18 protein-coding genes are annotated in these 16,908 nt (G+C 69.8%); 5 read left to right on the forward strand and 13 right to left on the reverse strand.

Going from position 1 to position 16,908, the window contains the following annotated elements:
• Positions 1 to 116: 116 nt before the first annotated feature.
• Positions 117 to 272, reverse strand: coding sequence for a hypothetical protein (locus AB0C99_RS38035; RefSeq protein ID WP_362484838.1), 156 nt, complete (start codon positions 270 to 272; stop codon positions 117 to 119).
• Positions 269 to 562, reverse strand: a complete 294-nt coding sequence (locus tag AB0C99_RS38040) for a hypothetical protein (protein WP_362484840.1) — start codon at positions 560 to 562, stop codon at positions 269 to 271. Before AB0C99_RS38040 ends, AB0C99_RS38035 begins: the two co-directional genes overlap by 4 nt.
• Positions 563 to 621: 59 nt before the next feature.
• Between AB0C99_RS38040 and AB0C99_RS38045 the strand changes: the two genes are divergently transcribed.
• On the forward strand, positions 622 to 783 hold the full coding sequence (locus tag AB0C99_RS38045) for a hypothetical protein (protein ID WP_362484842.1): 162 nt from the start codon (positions 622 to 624) through the stop codon (positions 781 to 783).
• Positions 784 to 886: 103 nt separating this feature from the next.
• Here the strand turns inward: AB0C99_RS38045 and AB0C99_RS38050 are convergent, their stop codons facing one another.
• The 5 genes from AB0C99_RS38050 to AB0C99_RS38070 all read right to left on the reverse strand — a co-directional run bounded on the left by AB0C99_RS38050 (position 887) and on the right by AB0C99_RS38070 (position 7,582).
• Positions 887 to 1,573 (reverse strand): histone-like nucleoid-structuring protein Lsr2, encoded by a 687-nt coding sequence (locus tag AB0C99_RS38050; protein ID WP_362484843.1) that lies wholly within the window; start codon positions 1,571 to 1,573, stop codon positions 887 to 889.
• Positions 1,570 to 6,300 carry an RHS repeat-associated core domain-containing protein gene (locus AB0C99_RS38055; protein ID WP_362484845.1) on the reverse strand — a complete coding sequence of 1,577 codons (4,731 nt, stop codon included), beginning with the start codon at positions 6,298 to 6,300 and terminating at the stop codon, positions 1,570 to 1,572. The genes AB0C99_RS38050 and AB0C99_RS38055 overlap by 4 nt, the downstream gene beginning before the upstream one ends.
• 171 nt (positions 6,301 to 6,471) lie before the next feature.
• Positions 6,472 to 6,693 carry a hypothetical protein gene (locus AB0C99_RS38060; RefSeq protein ID WP_362484846.1) on the reverse strand — a complete coding sequence of 74 codons (222 nt, stop codon included), beginning with the start codon at positions 6,691 to 6,693 and terminating at the stop codon, positions 6,472 to 6,474.
• A gap of 62 nt (positions 6,694 to 6,755) precedes the next feature.
• Positions 6,756 to 6,902 (reverse strand): hypothetical protein, encoded by a 147-nt coding sequence (locus tag AB0C99_RS38065; RefSeq protein WP_362484848.1) that lies wholly within the window; start codon positions 6,900 to 6,902, stop codon positions 6,756 to 6,758.
• A 113-nt stretch (positions 6,903 to 7,015) separates the two neighbouring features.
• Positions 7,016 to 7,582, reverse strand: coding sequence for a hypothetical protein (locus AB0C99_RS38070; RefSeq protein WP_362484850.1), 567 nt, complete (start codon positions 7,580 to 7,582; stop codon positions 7,016 to 7,018).
• 181 nt (positions 7,583 to 7,763) lie between these two features.
• Between AB0C99_RS38070 and AB0C99_RS38075 the strand changes: the two genes are divergently transcribed.
• Positions 7,764 to 8,819 carry a hypothetical protein gene (locus AB0C99_RS38075; RefSeq protein ID WP_362484851.1) on the forward strand — a complete coding sequence of 352 codons (1,056 nt, stop codon included), beginning with the start codon at positions 7,764 to 7,766 and terminating at the stop codon, positions 8,817 to 8,819.
• A gap of 319 nt (positions 8,820 to 9,138) precedes the next feature.
• Here AB0C99_RS38075 and AB0C99_RS38080 read toward each other — a convergent pair whose 3' ends face one another.
• From AB0C99_RS38080 to AB0C99_RS38095, 4 genes are all read right to left on the reverse strand, one after another.
• Complete coding sequence (locus AB0C99_RS38080; protein ID WP_362484853.1) at positions 9,139 to 9,684, reverse strand: hypothetical protein; 546 nt, start codon at positions 9,682 to 9,684, stop codon at positions 9,139 to 9,141.
• 90 nt (positions 9,685 to 9,774) lie between these two features.
• Positions 9,775 to 10,050 (reverse strand): hypothetical protein, encoded by a 276-nt coding sequence (locus AB0C99_RS38085; protein ID WP_362484855.1) that lies wholly within the window; start codon positions 10,048 to 10,050, stop codon positions 9,775 to 9,777.
• Between the two features lie 30 nt (positions 10,051 to 10,080).
• The gene (locus AB0C99_RS38090) at positions 10,081 to 10,281 is read right to left on the reverse strand and encodes a hypothetical protein (protein WP_362484857.1); all 201 of its coding nucleotides are present in this window, start codon (positions 10,279 to 10,281) and stop codon (positions 10,081 to 10,083) included.
• Positions 10,282 to 11,296: 1,015 nt separating this feature from the next.
• A complete protein-coding gene (locus AB0C99_RS38095) occupies positions 11,297 to 12,163 on the reverse strand; it encodes a hypothetical protein (RefSeq protein WP_362484859.1) in 867 nt (288 codons plus the stop codon).
• A 104-nt stretch (positions 12,164 to 12,267) separates the two neighbouring features.
• Between AB0C99_RS38095 and AB0C99_RS38100 the strand changes: the two genes are divergently transcribed.
• Together AB0C99_RS38100 and AB0C99_RS38105 are read left to right on the forward strand one after the other, a co-directional pair.
• Positions 12,268 to 13,428, forward strand: a complete 1,161-nt coding sequence (locus AB0C99_RS38100) for a serine/arginine repetitive matrix protein 1 (RefSeq protein ID WP_362484860.1) — start codon at positions 12,268 to 12,270, stop codon at positions 13,426 to 13,428.
• Complete coding sequence (locus tag AB0C99_RS38105) at positions 13,425 to 14,528, forward strand: integrase (RefSeq protein WP_362484862.1); 1,104 nt, start codon at positions 13,425 to 13,427, stop codon at positions 14,526 to 14,528. The genes AB0C99_RS38100 and AB0C99_RS38105 overlap by 4 nt, the downstream gene beginning before the upstream one ends.
• A gap of 75 nt (positions 14,529 to 14,603) precedes the next feature.
• On the opposite strand, the gene AB0C99_RS38110 is transcribed toward AB0C99_RS38105, so the two are convergent.
• The gene (locus AB0C99_RS38110; RefSeq protein WP_362484864.1) at positions 14,604 to 15,143 is read right to left on the reverse strand and encodes a hypothetical protein; all 540 of its coding nucleotides are present in this window, start codon (positions 15,141 to 15,143) and stop codon (positions 14,604 to 14,606) included.
• Positions 15,144 to 15,281: 138 nt separating this feature from the next.
• On the reverse strand, positions 15,282 to 16,199 hold the full coding sequence (locus tag AB0C99_RS38115; RefSeq protein ID WP_362484866.1) for a hypothetical protein: 918 nt from the start codon (positions 16,197 to 16,199) through the stop codon (positions 15,282 to 15,284).
• 209 nt (positions 16,200 to 16,408) lie between these two features.
• Between AB0C99_RS38115 and AB0C99_RS38120 the strand changes: the two genes are divergently transcribed.
• Positions 16,409 to 16,657, forward strand: coding sequence for a hypothetical protein (locus tag AB0C99_RS38120; protein WP_362484868.1), 249 nt, complete (start codon positions 16,409 to 16,411; stop codon positions 16,655 to 16,657).
• The last annotated feature ends 251 nt before the right edge of the window (positions 16,658 to 16,908 follow it).

Below are 16,908 nucleotides of genomic sequence, written 5' to 3' on the forward strand. Positions count from 1 at the left end.
CACCTTCTACAACCACTCCGGCTCGGTCGACCTCATCGCCGACATCGCCGGCTACTACACCGGCTGACCCGGACGCCACACCCCGCGGGGCCTCACGAAGGCCGGCACGACACGAGTCAGCCGCCCTTCATCGAGGCCCCGCGGCCGTCCCGCCGCAGAACCGTGCCGATGCGCCGCTTCACCTTCGTGGCGCGGGCGCCGTTCTTCGCCGCCTCCCGGGCTGCGGCCAGGGCCTGGCGGGCGAAGTCGACGCCGGACAGCTCGGCGGTCATGCGATCACCGCCTCGGTGACGTCGCCGCCGATCAGGAGGGCGGTGAGCCCGGGCAGGCGCTGGCTCCGCGGTGCGGGCTGGACCGGGGTGGGGCGGGCTTGGGGGTGCAGCTGCTTCAGCCGTACGGCGAGCAGGTGCTTGGCGGTGCGGGTCTGCGCCTGCGCGGCGGCCTCGGTCGCGGCGCGCTGGGCGTCGTCGCTGCCGGGCATGGACCGGTGCCAGGGCTTGGCGAGCTCGGTCGCGTACGTCTTACGGGCCTCGGCCTGGGCCTCCTGGCTGCGGCCGAGCACCACCAGAGCCTCGTCCCGGTACTCCCCCCGGTCAGGTTCCAGGCGGTGAGGAGCGCGTCGTGCGCGGCGGCGTCCTCGGGGTCCTGCGGGCCGGTCGATTGCAGAGCGGCCGGGTCGGCGAGCTCCTGGACCTGCGCGCCTGGATCGACGCCGTCGAGGCCAGCCGGCTGCCTGGGCTCACCGCTTCGCACTCCGCCTGCTCCGAGACCTCGACGCCGTGAGAGCCAGCCTCATGCTCGACTGGAGCTCCGGGAGCTTCGAGGGGCCGCCAACCGCGTCAAGAAGATCAAGCGGCAGCTCTACGGCGGAGCTGGATTCGAACGCTTAGGAGTTGTTGGCTTTCTGCCATGCGTCGAGGATGCCGGCGGGGATGCGGCCTCGGTCGGGGACCTCGTAGCCGTGGCTGCGTGCCCAGGCCCGGATGTCGTCTGAGGGCGCCATGGTGCTGTTCGGCTGTGGCTGTTCAGCAGTGAGGGTGCCGGCGGGAATCAAAGGTGTGAAGGCCGCGCCGTGGTCGAGGAGGCTGTTCGGGAAGAGGGGGACGGTCTCCTGTCCGGACAGGACAGCGGTGAGGAAACCGGCCAGGGTGCCGTCGTGGCTGTACCAGTGGAAGCCGCGGGCCTGGTTGACGGCGATGGTCCATTGGTCGGGGCTGGTCGCTGGGCGGGTTACCCAGAAGAGGTACTCGCCGTTGTCGGTGACCGCCATGGGAAACAGGTCCTGGGGGTCGGCGGGCAGTGGGTGGCTGTACTGCGCGCGTTCCTGCTGGAGTTGGGCGCGGATCGTAGTCGGCATGGGGCCGGTGAGGCTGGTCCAGGGCGTGTGTGCGTGGGGGTGGTAGAGGTGGATGAATCCGCAGAACGTGCCTGGTCCGTAGGTGTCGGCGATCTGCTTGTAGTCGGTGGGCAGTGGCATGCCGAGCTGCCGCTCGACGGCCGGCCAGTCCGTGGGCGGCGTGGTGGGTGGCGACGGGGGCGGGCAGAGGGTGGTGAGCCGGTCGATGCTCGTCATGGAAGCAGTCCTAGGCGGTGGCGCTGTTGCTGGCCGTGAGCGGGGTTGGTGAGCGGTTGGTCGAAGATCAGGTTGCCGTGTTGGTCGTGGGCTTCGAGCTGGATGTACTTCGGTACCGAGTCGGGCAGGTCGTCGGTGTAGTCGAGGTAGACGTTGTAGGTGACGATCTTGCCCGCGGCCACGGCCCGGTAGACCTGGTCTTCCCAGTGCCGCATGTCGGGGCTGTTGGTGGGGTTCTGGGTGATGGTGAAGAGGTTGTCGAGTGTGTCGCCTGAGCCGCCGAGCCGGTTGGCGAGCATGTGCCCTCGTGCCTGGTTGTATATGCCGCCGAGGAAGCCGGGAGGGCGGAGGTTACCGTTCGCGTCGGTGCCTTCGTCGAGCATGTCTCGGCTGATGATGGCGTTCATCTCGTAGGGGCGGCCGTGAGCGTCGCGGGTGAAGGTGACGCGGCCTCCCCAGGTGGGGTCGGCGGAGCAGCCGGCGAGGCCGAGGGGGTCGCTGAGGGTGAAGGGGTTGGGGACGTAGGCGTAGTGGTTGATGGCGGGGGCGAGGCCGAGTGGGTCGGGTGTGAGGTAGCGGCCGTGGTGCGGGTCGTAGTAGCGGTTGACGTTGTAGTGGTGCCCGGTTTCGGGGTCGAAGTACTGTCCGGGCTGGCGTAGCGGGGTGTAGGCGGTGGCGTCGCGGTTCCACTGGGTGATGCCCCATGCGGTTGTGCGGGCGTGCCAGGCGGTGTCGCCGTCGGGTGTGAGCAGGTCGCTGGGGCTGCCGGTGAGGTCGGCGATGATCGCGAAGAAGCGGCGGTCGGTGTCGTCTTGGGTGGCTCCGCGTGCTTCGCGTTGGGCGAGGGGCTGCAGGCCGAGGTAGTCCCAGGTGAGGGTGGTTGTGCCGTCGTACTGTTCGGCGATCTGTCCGCCGTCCCAGGTGTAGGTGACGAGAGCGGTGGTGCGGCCGTCCGCAGTGGTCTGCTGCTTGGCGATGCGGCGGCCGAAGGCGTCGTAGTGGTAGTCCCAGTGGTCGCCGGTGGGGGTGGTGACGCAGGTGAGGCGGTCTTCGGCGTTCCAGGTGTAGTGCCAGGTCAAGATCTTGCCGCTGAGGGTGCGGGTCTGGCGTTGGGTGATGCGGCCTTGGGCGTCGTAAGTGAAGGTGGTGCGGCCGGCGTGGGTGAGGCGGCTGCCGGTGTAGGTGTGCCGGCCGGCGTCTTCGTGGCCGGGGGCGTGGGGCGGGAGGGCGCTGTGGGCGAGGTCGCCCGTGGTGTTGTAGGCGTACTGTTCGCGCCAGCCGTCTGCGTCGACGGCGGTGATCCGGCTGGCCGGGTCGAGAGTGTAGGTGCGGGTGCCGGTGCGGCTGTCGTGGAGCTGTGTGGGGGTTCCGTCGGCCTGGTAGGTGGCGGTGCGGTCCAGGACGGTGCTGAGGTTGTGGGCTGCGGTCTGGCTGGTGATGCGGCCGACCGGGTCCCAGGCGTGCCGCAGGGTGAGGGATCCAAGTGTTCGGCTGGTTTCCCTGCCGAGGGCGTCACGTGTGAAGTGGAAGGTGTGGTCGCCGGCCTGGTATCGGGCGATCCCGTCTGCGGTGTAGTCGATGAGGGAGGCGGCACCGGAGGGGGTGCGGCGGTAGGCGGGCCGGCCCATCGCGTCGTAGGCGTGGGTGAGGGTGCGTCCGTTGACTGTTTCGGACACGGTCCGGCCGGCTGCGTCGCGCGCGAAGGTGATGTCGGCGTGCTGGTTGGTGGCGCGTATCAGGTAGCCGGAAGCGTCGTAGGTGAAGGAGGCCGCGGTGCCGTCGTCGTGGGCGAGACGGATGACGCGGCCCAGCGGGTCACGCTCGTAGGTCAGGCTCTGGCCGGCGGCGTTGGTGCGGCGGGTGACGCGGCCCAGTGGGTCACGCTCGTAGGTCAGCGTGCGGCCGTCGAAGTCGGTCTCGGCGATGAGCCGGCCTGCCGCGTCGTAGGTGTAGTGCCACTCGCTGCCTTGCGCGTTGGTGACCTTGGCCAGGCGAAGCTCGGTGTCGTGGGTGAAGCGGTGGTCGGCCCCGTCCGCGGTGCGGGTGCCGGAGCGCAGGTCGAAGTGGGTGGCTGTGTGGGTGGTGGTGCGGCCCATCCGGTCGGTGTGGGTGGTGAGGTTGCCTTCCGGGTCCCAGGTCCACTGCTCGCGGGTGCCGTCGGGCAGTTCCCGCCAGGCAGGGCGGCCCTCGGCGGTCCAGCCTTGCTTGAGGGTGCCGCCCAGCGCGTCTGTGGCGGTGATGATCCGGCCGAAGGCGTCCCTGGTGAAGACGGCGGTGGCGCCGTCGGGAGTGGTGATCTGCACCGGCAGGCCCGCGCGGTCTGTACCGATCGTCGTCCGGCCGCCGGCTGCGTTGACGACGCCGGTGAGATGGCCGTGCTCGTCGTACGTGCAGTGGGTGGTTGCGCCGTCCGCGTCGACGGCGGTGAGGGCGTTTCCTCGCTCGTCGTACGTGTAGCGGTTCGTGGCGCCGCCGCGTTCGGTGACCTCGACGGGCTGGTGCAGGCCGTTGTAGGCGGCGGTGGTGCGCACTCCGTCAGCGGCGGTCACGGCGACGAGGTCGCCGTAGTCGTTCCGCTCGAAGCAGGTGGTGCGTCCGGTCGCGTCGGTCTGGGTGAGCAGCTCGTCGCGGGCGTCGAAGGAGAAGCGGCTGGTGTGGCCGAGGGCGTCCGTCTCCGTGACGACCTGCAGTGCCTCGTTCATCTGGAAGAGGGTCGTGGCACCGGTGGAATCGGTGTAGCGAGTGAGAGAGTGACCGATCTCGGGATGAGTGTCGTAGGCGAACGACGACGACAGGACCCCGTCGGGGCCGACCGTGGCCTTCACCCGGCCGGCAGCGTCGTAGAGGTAGCGGAAGGCGGAGCCGTTGCGGTCCGTCCAGGAGGTGATCCGCCCCTCGCTGTCGTAGGCCAGGCGCAGCGGAACGCCGGAGTCGTTGAAAATCTCCGTCAGCAGGCCCGCGTCGTCGTAGCCGTAGCGGCGGATCTCGACCAGGCCGTCGGGCGTGTGCAGGTGCAGGGCGGCCGCCCGGCCGGCTTCGGTGGTGACGCGTGCGGTGTATCCGCCGCTGTGAGCCACCACGGTCGGCGCGCCGTCGGGCCGGCGGGAAATGGTGATCCGGTTGTTGTTGCGGTCTTCGATGCCGGTCAGCCAGTACGCGGTCGACGCACGGTACGGGCTGCCCGTGAAGAACCGGGTCAGGCCGCTTCGAGGGTCGGTGACACGGTACGTCGTCTCGTCCTCGTGCTGGCTGTACCAGGAGAGCCCGAGCCGTGGCCCCTCCAGCGGGGCGACCAGCGAGCCATCGTCCTGCGGCAGTCCTGGGTAGACGAGGAGCGAGCCGTCCTGCCGCGCCCAGACGGCGCCCGGCGACGATGCAAGGTCGAGTTCGACGCGCTCGTCCAGGGTGGAGGCCCAGCTGTGGCCGTACCAGTGTCCGAAGCGGTATCCGGACAGGTGGGTCCGGCGCAGGACGAGGGGCAGGACCCCGGGCAGGGACAGGTCTGTGTGCGTGAGGATCATCTCGCCGGTCGCCACGTCGACCGGGTCGTTCTCGCACCGCTTCTTCGTCTCCGGGATCGCGTGCCGGCGCGGATCGTCCTTCGCGCTGTTCAGCGCCTGCGGCGGCTTCCTGCCGCTGTCTCCCCTGCCGTCACGCCGGGGGCCGCCGCCATCACGCCCACTGCCGCGGTCCGGATCGCCCTTGCGCTGGCGGGCGAAACGGTCGCGCAGGTTGTCATCCGTGTTCTTGTGGTCGACGGAGATCTGCTTGACCACCTTCGGCAAGGTCTGGCCCACATGGTCACCCATGGTCTTCGCGGCCTTGGTAAGAGCCTCAAGGGCCTTGTCCGCGACGGGGTCGATCGCATCGGCGATCGAATCCTTGCCCCGGGCCCGACCGTGCGCCGTCTTTGCTTTGGCCAGTTTGCCCGCCGTCTTCCCATGAATACCGGCACTGACCGCGTTGAGCTGGGTAGACGCGTGGGTGTGCTCGTCGTGCTCGATGTGCAGGTTCTTCAACCCGCTGCCAGGCCCCTTGCCCCCGCCACCCGCGGACGCCAGGTGCATGGCGTCCTTGCCGGACTGGACACCGTCCTTGAAGCCCTCCTTGCCGGCGTCCTTCGTCTGGTCGAGGTCCACCCCGTCCTGCAGACCGATCGCAACCGCCCCAAGCTGCACAACGAGATCGGCAGCCATACCCTCCAGAGCCGCGACGGCCGGCTCCGCCATCGCGGACACGATGTACCCGACCACCTCCTCCGCGCACTCCTTGATCAGCCGCTTCACCGCCTCCTGCGTGAGCCGGATCGCGGTGCCACCGAGCAACATCGACAAACCACCGGTAACAGGGATCAGCGCCAGCGAAATTCCCGCCTCACCGGCCAGCCACGCCAACTGGCCCATGGCCAGCCCCTTCATCGTGGTGATCGCCGTCGCCGCGGTGTCCAGCGCACCGGCGATCGTGCGCGCCGCACCGGCGATGTCCTTGACGTGCTTGCCCTTGACCTTCTGCCAGTGCTCATTCAGCGCGTCAAGGGACTCCCCCTGCCCGGAGGACAGCAGCCGTTCGAAGTGGTTGTTCGCCAGCTGGCCGTCGTCTTCCAGATCCCCGGCGAACTCCCTCAGCGCGTCCGCCATGTCTCGATAGGCGTCCTCATCGACGTTCGGCCATGCAACGCCGATGATGTCGAGCAGCGTGTCCGCCCAGCCCGGAACCGTCACCGACATGGCCCACTCCCCCATTTGGCCGTTTGCAAGACCGAAGAGACATACCACGAGGCGGATCCCTGCAGCTCACCAGCCCAGCAGATCAGGCCACCGCCCACCTCACCGCCGTGTAGCCGCCGCAGTCGCAGGGCCGGGGCTCCTCATCCGGTGCCAAGGCCAGCGGACCCAGTCTCACAACCAGTTCCTCACCGCCCAGGGCCCTCCGATCCAGCCCCGGCTCGCGATGAACCGCCCAGGCGTGAGCCCGAGGTCGAATCCAGACGTGAACGTCGAGATCATGCGGAAGGTGATCGCGCCATCGCGGTCGACCGGATCGCCGATCCGAGCCTCCAGGTCACCCCTCAGCCAGGTGAGCAACTCCAGCGTGGACGCCCCACTGACCGCCTTCAGCACTGCCCACCCCTGGTCTCCTGCCGTCCAGTGCCCCGGGTCATAACCCGGGCGATTGGCGATTCTCAGGTTGCGTGGACTTCGACCGTACGGCCGTCAGGGTCGGTGAGGATGTGGCGCCCTGGCGTGAACGGCGGCATAGCCAAGCCGCCGTCGACAGCCAGGCCGAATGTCCCAGCCTGAAGGCCGGCCTCGTTCACATGGATCTCCATGGGAATCTCCGCCAAGGCCCCCGCAACCGGTTCCCACTGGCTGCGGGGGCCTTTCACGTTCCCTGGGGCGTCTTGGCGGTCACACCCTCCAGCCGATGCCCCAGTGAAAGGCGCTACAGGGAGTGGGACGTCTCCCAGCGAGCGGCCGGGAGGACGTCCCTGTAGTAGTTGTTCGGCGTCCAGCCGGTGGCGCTCTTCAGCCGGGTGTCCTTGCGGAGGGTCTCGCTGTAGCCCTTGAAGACGGCCATCGACATGTGGAGGCAGTTGTTGGTGGTGACGTTGTAGCCGCGGTTCTTCACGGTGGTGTACCAGGACTTGGCTCGCTTGAGGTCGCCGTCCCGGGTGTTCACACACCGGTAGCGGGTGTAGTACCGCGCGTTGTTGTGGTCCTTGTCACGGACGGAAATGAAGTGCTGGCGAACGCTGTCCCAGCTGCCGCTCTTGATCCAGCCGGACTTCGGCGCGTCGTTGGTGCTGCCGAAGGAGCCGTAGGTCCAGCGCCTCGTGTCGCTGCGGTCCCTGATGGCGAAGGCGGCGTGCCCGGCCCCGTAGGCGCCGCGGGGCGCCTCGAACATGCACACCCGCCCCAGCGTCGCGGCCTCTGCCTTCACCGGCGCAGTGACCATGCCGGTGGAGAGAAGAGCGAGCGCGCCGATCACTGGGGCAGTCACCTGGGTCATCAGGCGTCCGTACGTCTTCACAATGCTTCCCCTTCGTGGGTGTCGAGCCTGTCCCCGTGACGCCCCGGTCGGGCGGCTGAGCGGCTCGATGACCGCACTTTTGCTGGGCGCTTGATGACCCGCCACACTTCTGACCTCCGGTCATTGACCGGTCATCAGAACCGGCGTGAGGAGGGACCGAGTGGTAAGCAAGCAGGGTCGGCAGGAAGGTCCGATTGACCCCGAGGACGGCCCTTTGGCGGTCTTCGCCATCGGTCTTCGCGAGCTGCGCGAGGAGTGCGGGCATCCGACCTATCGGGCGCTGGCGACCTTGTCGGCGAAGGTCGGAAGCCCGTACTCGGACACGACCTTCTCGACTGCTGCCCGAGGACACACGCCTCCTTCCCGAGCGGTGGTCCTGGCCTACGTACGTGCGTGCCTGGCGTACGCCAAGACCGACGAGCAGAAGGTCACTCGATCGCTCGCGGAATGGGCCGCCCGCTGGGAAGCCCTGGATGCCGCACTTGCCCCGACACTCTCCACAGCGCCCGATGAGACCCCTGAGCCCGCTCACCAGGCACAGGCCGGCCCGCCAGCCGGAGAAGCCGGCGTCTCCGATCACAGTGGCGGTCTGCCTGCGCACCGGCAGGCATCGGGGCATCGGATCCGGGGCCGAAGGAAGGCGATGGCGATCCTCGGCGGAGTCGCGGTTCTTGCCGGAATCGGGGTCGCCGTGCGGTACATCGGCGCCCCGGGGGCGGCCACCGCCGAATCCGGACCCCATGCCAGGCCATCCCAGGTGACTCCGCTCCCGGCCGCGGCGGCGCCTTCAGCGGCTCCTTCTCCCACCCCCGGCGTGGGAGGAAACAGCCGGTGTGCTCGCCTTCGGTACGTCAACGGGCTGGCGTGGAGCCCGTGCACGCAGGTCGATACTGAGAAGCTCGACTTCGCAGTATGGCTGTCCAACCCGGGGAAGAAGCCGGTCACAGTCAAGATCAAAATGGCCTACGTCCAGGCCGGAACGGCATACGCCTGCCCGGGACGGTGGGGCACCGGAGTACAGGTCGAGATGGCGCCCGGCGCGACGATGACCAGCCCTGAGAAGGTGTGCCCTGCAGGAAAACTGCCGGCCACCGCATTCCAGGCCAAGGCATGGGTCATCGCACCGGACCAAGATTCATGGGGCTACCGCGAGATGTCCCAGACCGTGCACATCCAGGCGGACGGTGTCACGGCCATCTGGGCGGACGAGGCGTGAGGACGCCCTAGTCGCCGCTCCTGGCGACGCTGTCGCCCGGGCCGACGAGCTGCTGCCCCTCGTGCCGTCGGCCCCCACCGGCAGCACGAGGGGGTCTTTGCCTTTCCAGGACCGGCGGTGCACTCTCCCTCCGCCACGTACCGCCGGACGGCTCCGCCGCCGCCCCGCGCCTCGATGTCCTACGGCCCTACCAGGTGTCGGGCGCAGAGCCGATGTCAGTGAGGCGCAGAGTTGTGTCAGTGCCGTGCGTCGCCTGAGGAGGCCCCTACCTTGGCGATGGCCTTGTGCGACGGTTTCGAGAACCCCGTAGCGGCGAAGCTCACCGCCACGGATGCCGCAGGCGGTGCTGCACGCGGTCCCATCGGCTGGGCGTGGGCGTCATCAGATGCTGGTCGGTCCGACGTATCTTGCTCGCCAGGCGACGCTCAAAATGCCGCGCGATCACTCTGTCTGCCGGAGCTCGGATCAGCCGGTGGCTGTCGAAGACCTTGACCCAGTTCTGGCCGTCCGCGTCCTGGAAGCGTGCAGCCAGGGCACCTGAGCCCGAGCCGTTATGCGTGTACTCCCTGGATTGGCCAGGCAGGAGCGGTCCTTCCGGGGCCTCTCCGGTCTGCTGATCAGTGCGCCACTGATCAGCATTGAATAGACCGACTGAGAGAAAGGGGCGGTCTGACACGTTGGTCACTCGGGCAACGTGAGGGTCGTCTCCGCGGGGCGTGTTCACGCTGAAGACGAGCTTGTGGGCTTCCTCTGTCTCCTCCTTGCGTCGGTCACGCAGGAGGATGTAGAAGCCGAGCAACAGCGAGCCGCTGGTCAAGATGGCGCTCGCCCATGCGGGGACGGTTCCCCAATCCAACCCTGTCATGGTCGGGTTCTGCGTTCACCGGCACCATCTGAAACCGGACTTGAGGTAGACCTGAGGAGCATGCTGCCGAGCGGCTGGTCCTAGTTACCGTCACTTCTCGTGTCGGCCGGGACTGGGCCTCGTGGCCGCGGCTTCGTCGTACGCGGAGATCCCGCACACGGCGATGCCCTCGGCCCGATACCGCGCCGTACGCGTCCGGATAGCCTCGTCCGTGATCGCGGAGAGCTGCGCCTCCCACGCCATACGCCGGGTGCCGTCCGGCGAGGACGCCATGACATCCGCCCGCCATGAGTCCTCGGCGGCGACCTCCAGCTCGGCGTACCAGTCGGCACGCCGGATCGCCCCGGCCAGCTCCAGCTTGAGCATGTGGTGCTCCCACGACTTCCTCGACAGCGCTCACTCGGGCGGCCGCCCCGGGTCGTGGGCGAAGTACGGGACCCGCCGGCGCGGGGAGAGCTTGGCGTGGACGCCCCACCTGCACTCAGGACAGGTGAGGGGACACGGGTTGTCGATCTGAGCCCACTCCAATCCGCGCCCGAGGTCGGGCTGGGTGGCGTCGATGCGGCTGGCGTCGGGGTGCACTGCGGTGAAGGGCATGAATCGCATCTCCTGGCGATCCTGCGCATATCGCGCGCGAAGCTGACCCACCACCAGATACCGGCTGCCACTGACATCCACGCCACGGATGGCCCAACGTGTCCGCGAATCACGGACCTCCCGGCCGCGCCTGGCATCTGAAGGCGGCTGTGCAGCGCCGGGGCGCGCTACCCAGCCGCCGGTACGCTCAGCCGGTGTGTGTTCGGGACGGCGGCTGCGGAGCGGAGGCGGCCGACTCGCTCTGGCGGGCACGGCGGGAACGGGCCCGCCTGACGGTCCAGGTGACGCAGGAGATGACCAAACCGGCGGACAGGCTCCCGAGGAACTCGGGCAGCGCGGAGACAAAGACGTCGTACACGGGAAAACGGGCACGCCACGGCGGAGGCCCTGGCGTGCCGTGCTCCTCTACGCGGGGCGGCGGCGGACGTTCTTTCGCCCGGACCTCTGGGCGCGCTGCGGGAACGGTCTCAGCGCCCGCTGCTTGACCCCCTTGCGGGGGACCCGTCGGCCCGGGCGCCTACCAGTGATCAGTCTGTCCGATCGGCCCGTCCGCCGAGGTCGTTTGCCGTTTTCTCCGCGTCCGCGAAGAAGATCCGCTCATCGGTCGATACGCAGCCCACCAGGCGCCGGGCCGCGTGCTGCCCGGGACTCGGCTCCCGCCGGAAGGCTGAACGGTGTCCGTCTCGGTACGCGGCCCGGGTTCGTCGCCGAGGCCGGGCGGCCGGGGCGCTGCGGGGTACGCGAAGGGCCCGCCGTGTAGGAGCGGCGGGCCCGGGCGGTGTGGTGCGGGCGTCAGGCGTAGCTTGCGGCGAACGCGCGGTCGCTCCTCGCACTGCTGCGCCTCGTGGAGGTGTTCCTCGGCCAGTGAGGGTTCGGCGGCTGCCAACTGCCGGTAGAGGCTGGCGATCCCCTGTTCGCAGTCGGCCAGCGCGGTCAGGCTGACACCTTGGACTGTGCGGTTTCCGCGGCTACAGCCGCGGGGCGGGCCGGTTGTCCCTTCTGTTGCGGCGACGCCTCACGGTGTGCGGATGACGGCCCCCGAGACGAACCACTGCACGAGCGTGGCGGCGAGGTGCACGCCGGCCCGGGCCGACTCCAGCGTCTCGGACGGGGTGGCCGTCTGGCCCCCGTGCCGGGAGGTCTGCCCCTCCCACAGCACACGCATCATCGCCTCGGCAACCGCGACCGGGTCACCGGCGGCCGGTACCGGGATGGCGAAGCCGAACTTGTGCCGGGCGTTCTTGATCTCGCCGAGCATGGTGCCGAGGGTGGCCTTGGGTTTGTTCGGCTGGATGACGGAGTGCGCCGCGGACTCGACGGCCTTGATGGACTCGCTGTACGCACGCACCGGATCCGGGCCCCGCCCGTACGCCGCCTGCCACGCCGCCGCCAGATGGGCGGCCGCGGAGCCGGCGCTCTGCTCGCCCGCGGCCTCGGTGATGGTCTGCATCACCGCGTCCCGGACGGCCGGGGTCACTCGCTCCTCCAGTCCGTCGCCCGTCTCCGCGACCCGGTAGGCCGACCCGGCGTCGTTGAACAGCTGTTCAAGGCTGTCGGACCACCCGTCCTCGCCGATTTCGCGCCAGTAGGCGAGCAGTGCGTCGACGACATCGAGCAGAGCGTCCCCGACGCAGTCCATGAGGGTTTGCGCGTACGAGCGCCGGCCGTACACGGGGATGCGCAGCCGCACGCAGAGGATCTGCGCTGTGGCCTCGTCGTACTGCCTATGCCCGAGATTGTGCGCCTGAAGGGCCAGCGCGGTTCCCACCCACTGCTGCAGCGGCCCTTCGAGGTGCGGGGGCATGCCCTGGTAGGGCCCGTCGAACTGTGGCTCGGCACGGCCGGTGCGGACGGAGAAGCGCGGGCGGGGTGTGGTTGTCATGGCGGAACGGTAGCGGCCGGGGTGATCGCGTCGGATAAGCTCTCCTTATCCGACGCGACAAAACGGGTGAAACGGGCGCCGGTTGACTGGGAGGGGAAGCGGAGATGAGCGACGTCGAGGCGACGCGGGTGGGGCCGGAGGACGACTCCGCGACGGCGGCGGGCGAGTGCAGGGCCCGCCGGTGGTCTCGGCGCGAGAGGGTGGGGTCCGTGCCGCCGCAGCGCCCCGGTGAGCAGGAGCTGGACTTCCCGCCGGTCCTCAACGGGCTCGACTACCTGGCCAGCGTCGTGGAACTGCTGGACGCCTGGGAATCGGAGCCGACACCCCGGAACGTGAAGTACGCCGTGGTGCACCTGCAGTCTGCCGTCGAGGTGCTGTTCAAGGCCCGCCTGTTCGAGGAGCACTGGTCGCTCGTGTTCGCCGACCCGAACACCGCCACCCGGAGCGCGCTGGACAGCGGCGACTTCGCCAGCGTCTCGACCGAGAAGGCCATCGACCGGCTGGTGAACATCGTCGGCATCCCCTTCTCGCAGCAGGAGAGGAGGATGCTTCGCAAGGTCCGGGAGGACCGGAACAAGCTCCAGCACTTCGGCATGCCCAAGACGAACGCGCGCCTGGTGGAGGCCCGCGCCGGCCAAGTGCTCGACCTCCTCATCCGCTTCGTCGAGACGCATCTCGTCCCCAGCAGCGCCACGGGGGAGCGCGAGGTGAGCGTGGCGCTCGCTGAGCTGCGTGCCGGCCTGAACAGCGTGAACGCCTACGTCAAGAAGAGAATGGACCGGGTCAGGGGAGAGCTGAAGGAGGAAGGTGCCGGCGACCGCACCGTCATGTGTCCGTCGTGCGAGCAGATGGCCATGGTGGTGCGCAGGGAGCCGCGGCTCACCGGCGCGGATCCAGACCACTGGAGCGCCCCCGCGACCTGCCGCTTCTGCTCGTCGACCTGGCCCACGGGCCTCCTCTTCCAGCTCAGCGACAGCGTCCTGGGCGACTGGGCGCACGAGAACGCCTGCCCCCGGTGCGCGAAGCGGGCTCTCGGCTTCGGGGTTCCGCTCCACGGCGACCCGGAGAACGTCCACTTCTGCTTCGCCTGCGCCACCGGCTTCCGCGACCGGGCGCGTTGCGAGGCGTGCCAGCGGCCCATCGAGAGCACGGGCGGCACCGGCCCGGCCCTCTGCGGGCAGTGCGGGACGGACCTGCCGGATGAGCCCCGCGAGCCCGACTACGAGGAGCCTGCGGACTACGGATACACGGGTGTCCAGGGGTGACTCCCGACCAGACCGCCCTGGACCGGGCCACGCAGGGAGCGGCCGAGGTGCCGGCCGTCCCCGCCGCCGAGCGCCAGGCGCTCTTCGAGCGGTGGGCCGAACGCCACGGCGTCGACGCCGCCCGGCGGCTTGCCGAGGCCGAGGACCTGGCCGACGCCGTCGCCGCCGAGATCATCCCGGACAACACCGTCGACACCTACGACAAGAGCTGGCGGGTGTGGCAGCGGTTCTGCGGCGCCGCCGGCCTGCCGGAGCGGGAGAGCTCCCGGGGCGCGCTGGTGGCGTTCGTGGCGTGGATGCTGCGCGAGGGCCAGCAGAACGGCAAGGGGTATGCCTCCAGTTCGGCCTCCACCCACCTGGCGGCCGCCGTCGTCGGGCTGCGCCGGCGCGGCGCGACGGTCTCGGGCGATGACCAGGCCGAGGCCCGCGCGGCCCTGGAGGGCCTGGCGGTCAAGCTCCTGCAGGCCGGGGAGCGGCGCGGCCGCGGGCAGGCGGTCGGCGGCGACATCGACGGCCTGCGGGCCATTGCCCGCGCCTGCCCCGACACCCTCGCGGGCGCCCGGGACAAGGCCCTGGTGCTCACCGGCTTCCACTACGCCAGCCGCTCCCAGGACCCGGCCGGGCTGCTGAGCGGCGACGTCACCCTGCACCCGCGCGGCCTGGTCGTCGCCGTGCTCACCGGCAAGACGAAGCACTCGGTGCGCAACGCGAAGATCCGCTACGCCGACGAGATCGAGATCTGCCCGGTGCGCGCGTACACCGTGTACCGCACCCGCCTGGTCGCCGAACGCGGCCCGCGGTGGGCCGACCCGTCGACACCGGCGTTCGTCGGCATCGACCGGTGGGGCCACGTCACCGGCGGCATGGTCCCCGACTCCGTCACCCGCGCCATCAAGCGGATCTCGAAGCGGGCCGGGGTGCCGATCGCCTGGACCGGGCACTCCCTGCGGATCGGCCTGGCCTCCGTCGCCCGCCGCGCCGGCCGCGACTCCATCGCTATTGCTGACCAGGGCGGCTGGGCCCGCCACTCCCGCTCGATGCTCGTCTACATGCAGCGCGACGACGGATGGGACGACAACGCCTCCGCTGGACTCACCTGACGGAAGAGCAGGTCAGCCCCGGTCGGACCTGTTAGACCCAACAGGTCCGACCGGGGCTGAGTCGTGTGACCGGTACTACCCGGCGGCGCGCTCGTGCAGGACCAGGCTGACCCCGTCGAGCAGAGCCTCGACGGTCGTTCCCAGGCGCTTCGCCTCCAGCGTCGCCAGGGCCGCCGTCAGCCGCACGGTCACCCCGTACAGGGTGTGCATCCCGACGGCGCCGTGCTTCTGGACCGCAGTGGCGTACGCCTCGTCGGTGAACTGGGCGGCCTGTTCGAGGGTGCTCTGCTCCGCGGCCACGGCCGCCCAGGCGGTCAGGACTCCCGAGATGAGTGTGCTGATGAGGGCGCCGCGCTGACCGGCTGCGGCCTCCAGGACTTCCCGGAGCCGTTCTTCGGAATGGTCGGGCTGGTGATCGTGCCACAGCTGGCCAGCGAGCCTGCTCGTCGACAGGGCGAGGTGCTTCGCGCCCAGTTCGCCGTACCGCTGGCCCATCTCTTGCAGGGCATCGGAGGCGGCAGCGACCGCCTGGTGCTCTGGGGTGTCCGGGTCAGTCCACGCCCGCAGCGTGCGCAGGACGAGGGTCTCGGAGTTCTGCTGCAGAGGGATTGTCATGACCGGCTAACGACGGGAACAGCCTTTCGGTTCTGCTGGGCCACTCCGCGCGGCGACTGCCCCGAAAGTCGCCGATGAAACCGCAGGCCAGGCCCGGTCAGACCCATTAGTCCCAACAGGTCCGACCGAGGCCGCTGCTCACCTAGGAGACCGTCGAACCTGCCGCGCCGTCGCGCACCTGATGGAGCAGAACCGGGCCGGTACCTCCAGGTTCGGGAGCAGGGCCGCCCCGCAGACGCAGAGACCGCCGGCCTCCTTGCGGATCTTCGCCGCCGCCAACTCGGCGACCTCGGTCAGGCGGCGGTGTTCGCGCTGCATCGCGTCCCGCACGGCCTGGGCCTTCTCCCCGGAGTACAGCTGGTCGACCATGTCGGGGAACTCGAAGCAGCCCGTGACCAGCTCGTCGGCCACGCTCGCGAAGGCGCCCTGGGCGACGGCGGTCCGGACCAGGAGGACGCCCTCGTGCCCGGGGGTGATGTCCTCCGCGTCGCGCACTGGGTCCGTCCGCCGGTAGGCGCCCCAGTCGAAGGCCATCTCGGTGAGCTCGTCCGGCGCGCGCTCGGCGAGATGGCCCGGGGCGCAGTACGGGATGTAGTCGGCCGCGACCGGGCGGTTGCCGCAGGCCGGGTGACGGCACAGCTCCACGACCGCGTTGTCGTCGTCGAGGCTGAGCTGGAAGCGGTGGCCCTCGCACGCCACGTTCGCGGTGAAGAATCCGCGCCGGGACTCCAGGGTCAGCGCGGCGGACAGGCCCAGCGCCGAGACCATGTCCCCCAGCGTCAGGACCGCCGTGTTAGGGACGGGCCCGCCGAGGAACGCCGAGTCGTACATGTTCGGCACCAGCTCGGCGCTCAGCGCGGGGTGGACACCGGTCCAGGGCGAGGAGGCTGAGCACTCGGCGAGGAGCTCCCGCATGAAGAACGACTTGGACCGGCCGCCGCCGCTGCCGCCGGCAGCGGCAGAAGCGGCGGTGCGGAACGCGAGGGTGTACTTCGTCCCGGCCCCACGCCGCGCCTCACGGGCGCGCTGGGATGCGGTGTTCTGGTTGCGTGGCATCGATGAACTCCAGATGACGGGCCCGCCCATGCCGCCCGTCGACGAAGGGATGCACGTCTAGAGCTTCGTGGGCCCCGAAGGACCTTGGCCGGTCAAGGGGCGACGGCATGGGCGTCGACCTGCGGCGGGTGGCGGTGCACGTCCAGCCGGGCAGCACCGTAGCGCGAACTCGCCGCCGCCCGCGACGCGGTCATCCGTACGATGACCGCGTGACCGAACGCCGTGTCCTCGGGGCCGGGCCTCAGGCGCCCGCAGCTCCCATCAGAGCCGCTCAGGCCGACTTGCTCCACTCGCTCCCGGGCGTACGCCTCCCCGATCTCGACGAACTGCGCGACCGTGGAGTGCTCGGCAGCGCCAGCGCTCAGGTGCCGCCGGCGCGACGCTCGCTCGGCAACGGCGGGTGCCCGGTCGAGGAGCCGCCCGGCGGTGTCAGCTGGACTCTCCCCACGGATGACTGACCCGGCCCGACGGTGAGCTGCGCCCGTACGGCGTTGGCCACACACCGCCCGGGCGGCCCAGGGAGTGAGGGGTCATCGGTTTGGCATGTGCCTCAGGCATAGTTACTGATCGTAGGGCTCAGTATCACGGAAGGTGGGCGCTGAGGTGGACCCACGCTTCGTCGTGGTGGACTCCACCACCGGCAAGATCGTCAGTGGCCCGAATATCCACGCCCGGGGCTCCGGCATCGAGGACGCCGCGTTCGACGCGG

This window comes from Streptomyces sp. NPDC048659 (assembly GCF_040650575.1).
Taxonomy (GTDB): domain Bacteria; phylum Actinomycetota; class Actinomycetes; order Streptomycetales; family Streptomycetaceae; genus Streptomyces.

What these genes read in the sequence shown, in the direction of transcription:
- AB0C99_RS38100 (WP_362484860.1), top strand. Translation starts at nt 12,268, where the DNA reads ATGAGCGACGTCGAGGCGACGCGGGTGGGGCCGGAGGACGACTCCGCG.
- AB0C99_RS38070 (WP_362484850.1), bottom strand. Translation starts at nt 7,582, where the DNA reads ATGACCCAGGTGACTGCCCCAGTGATCGGCGCGCTCGCTCTTCTCTCC.
- AB0C99_RS38050 (WP_362484843.1), bottom strand. Translation starts at nt 1,573, where the DNA reads ATGACGAGCATCGACCGGCTCACCACCCTCTGCCCGCCCCCGTCGCCA.
- AB0C99_RS38090 (WP_362484857.1), bottom strand. Translation starts at nt 10,281, where the DNA reads ATGCCCTTCACCGCAGTGCACCCCGACGCCAGCCGCATCGACGCCACC.
- AB0C99_RS38110 (WP_362484864.1), bottom strand. Translation starts at nt 15,143, where the DNA reads ATGACAATCCCTCTGCAGCAGAACTCCGAGACCCTCGTCCTGCGCACG.
- AB0C99_RS38065 (WP_362484848.1), bottom strand. Translation starts at nt 6,902, where the DNA reads ATGGAGATCCATGTGAACGAGGCCGGCCTTCAGGCTGGGACATTCGGC.
- AB0C99_RS38095 (WP_362484859.1), bottom strand. Translation starts at nt 12,163, where the DNA reads ATGACAACCACACCCCGCCCGCGCTTCTCCGTCCGCACCGGCCGTGCC.
- AB0C99_RS38115 (WP_362484866.1), bottom strand. Translation starts at nt 16,199, where the DNA reads ATGCCACGCAACCAGAACACCGCATCCCAGCGCGCCCGTGAGGCGCGG.
- AB0C99_RS38085 (WP_362484855.1), bottom strand. Translation starts at nt 10,050, where the DNA reads ATGCTCAAGCTGGAGCTGGCCGGGGCGATCCGGCGTGCCGACTGGTAC.
- AB0C99_RS38080 (WP_362484853.1), bottom strand. Translation starts at nt 9,684, where the DNA reads ATGACAGGGTTGGATTGGGGAACCGTCCCCGCATGGGCGAGCGCCATC.
- AB0C99_RS38035 (WP_362484838.1), bottom strand. Translation starts at nt 272, where the DNA reads ATGACCGCCGAGCTGTCCGGCGTCGACTTCGCCCGCCAGGCCCTGGCC.
- AB0C99_RS38055 (WP_362484845.1), bottom strand. Translation starts at nt 6,300, where the DNA reads ATGTCGGTGACGGTTCCGGGCTGGGCGGACACGCTGCTCGACATCATC.